This window comes from Pseudoalteromonas sp. 3D05 (assembly GCF_002723455.1).
Lineage (GTDB): Bacteria > Pseudomonadota > Gammaproteobacteria > Enterobacterales > Alteromonadaceae > Pseudoalteromonas.
In genome coordinates, this window is sequence record NZ_PDUS01000012.1 from 1 (window position 1) to 648 (window position 648).

The 648-nt window shown below is 42.1% G+C and carries 1 protein-coding gene; it reads left to right on the top strand.

The window, feature by feature from the left end:
- Positions 1 to 116 precede the first annotated feature (116 nt).
- Positions 117 to 596, top strand: coding sequence for a DUF721 domain-containing protein (locus tag CSC79_RS12720; RefSeq protein WP_099296144.1), 480 nt, complete (start codon positions 117 to 119; stop codon positions 594 to 596).
- Positions 597 to 648 lie beyond the last annotated feature (52 nt).

The window sequence follows — 648 nt, forward strand, 5'->3', positions numbered from 1 at the left end:
TTGAATGGTGCTTGTTGCGTCAGCAAGTTTAACGCCTACGGGGTTAAATTTACTTGGTGGTAATAAGCGCTGTATTGAATTAAAATCTAGCCCTTAACTTTTTTATTGGTGTTGTGATGGCTAAAGATAAATACGCGCCAAAACCGTTGAACGATATTATGGCGGGTCTTAGTGGTCGCTTATCAAATTATGCGGGTAAAAGCCAAGCGCTCGATAAACAGCAAGCACTTTTAACTGAGTTTTTAAGCCCTAACTTGGCTGATAAGTGCAGAGTGAGTAATTACCGCGACGGTACATTGATGATTGAGGCTGTGTCAGCACCGATTGCACTTCGTTTAAATTATTTAAAAATGGATATGTTGTCACACTTTCGTGGTGCAGGGATGGCTGAGCTTGGGCAAATTAAAATTACCGCCAACCCGCAGTCAAGCCAACGATTAACTCAAAATAATGCCACAAAGCCTGCAAATAATACCACAGCAAAAAAATTGCCCATGAGTGAGCAAACGGCTGATTACCTTTCTGCTATTGCGCAAAATGCACCACCATCGCTCCGTGAGAAGTTAGAGCGCTTGGCTAAACATGGGAAAAAATAAACGCCTTGCTGAGTATCTTGAGTTTGCAGCAGTATTGAAGAACCTAGAACCT